The sequence below is a fragment of the Xenorhabdus yunnanensis genome, from assembly GCF_028598805.1.
In the GTDB taxonomy this organism is placed as follows: domain Bacteria; phylum Pseudomonadota; class Gammaproteobacteria; order Enterobacterales; family Enterobacteriaceae; genus Xenorhabdus; species Xenorhabdus yunnanensis.
Genome location: NZ_JAQRFI010000229.1, coordinates 1 through 496 on the forward strand (window position 1 = coordinate 1; position 496 = coordinate 496).

At 49.8% G+C, this 496-nt stretch carries 1 protein-coding gene, 2 tRNA genes and 1 rRNA gene; 1 reads left to right on the top strand and 3 read right to left on the bottom strand.

All coding sequences use genetic code 11. The features are described 5' to 3' along the window. Positions 1 to 186: hypothetical protein (locus PSI23_RS21975; RefSeq protein WP_273557041.1), on the top strand; the 186-nt coding region annotated here is incomplete at its 5' end. On the opposite strand, the gene PSI23_RS21980 is transcribed toward PSI23_RS21975, so the two are convergent. From PSI23_RS21980 to PSI23_RS21990, 3 genes are all read right to left on the bottom strand, one after another. Further along, positions 175 to 250, bottom strand: a tRNA-Ala gene (locus tag PSI23_RS21980). The genes PSI23_RS21975 and PSI23_RS21980 overlap by 12 nt on opposite strands. 16 nt (positions 251 to 266) lie before the next feature. Beyond that, a tRNA-Ile gene (locus tag PSI23_RS21985) sits at positions 267 to 343 on the bottom strand. Positions 344 to 413: 70 nt separating this feature from the next. Continuing rightward, a 16S ribosomal RNA gene (locus tag PSI23_RS21990) occupies positions 414 to 496 on the bottom strand; the annotation flags it as partial.

Below are 496 nucleotides of genomic sequence, written 5' to 3' on the forward strand. Positions count from 1 at the left end.
CACAACCCGAAGGTGTCTTCGGACTGGAGTTTTGAGAGACTCCTCAATACCGTCGTCACGACAGATACTGAGTGTTTCAAATTTTCAGCTTGTTCCGGATTGTTAAAGAGCCATTATTTCACACTGCATTCGGTTGCCCCAATGCAGTCTGAAATAAAGGGATGTGAAGAGGAATGGTGGAGCTAAGCGGGATCGAACCGCTGACCTCCTGCGTGCAAGGCAGGCGCTCTCCCAGCTGAGCTATAGCCCCATAAAGGTATCAGAATTGGTAGGCCTGAGTGGACTTGAACCACCGACCTCACCCTTATCAGGGGTGCGCTCTAACCACCTGAGCTACAAGCCTATGCCGATACCGTCTCTTCTTTTATCAGACAATCTGTGTGAGCACTGCAACAAAAACTACTATCGTTCGGTAAGGAGGTGATCCAACCGCAGGTTCCCCTACGGTTACCTTGTTACGACTTCACCCCAGTCATGAATCACAAAGTGGTAAGCG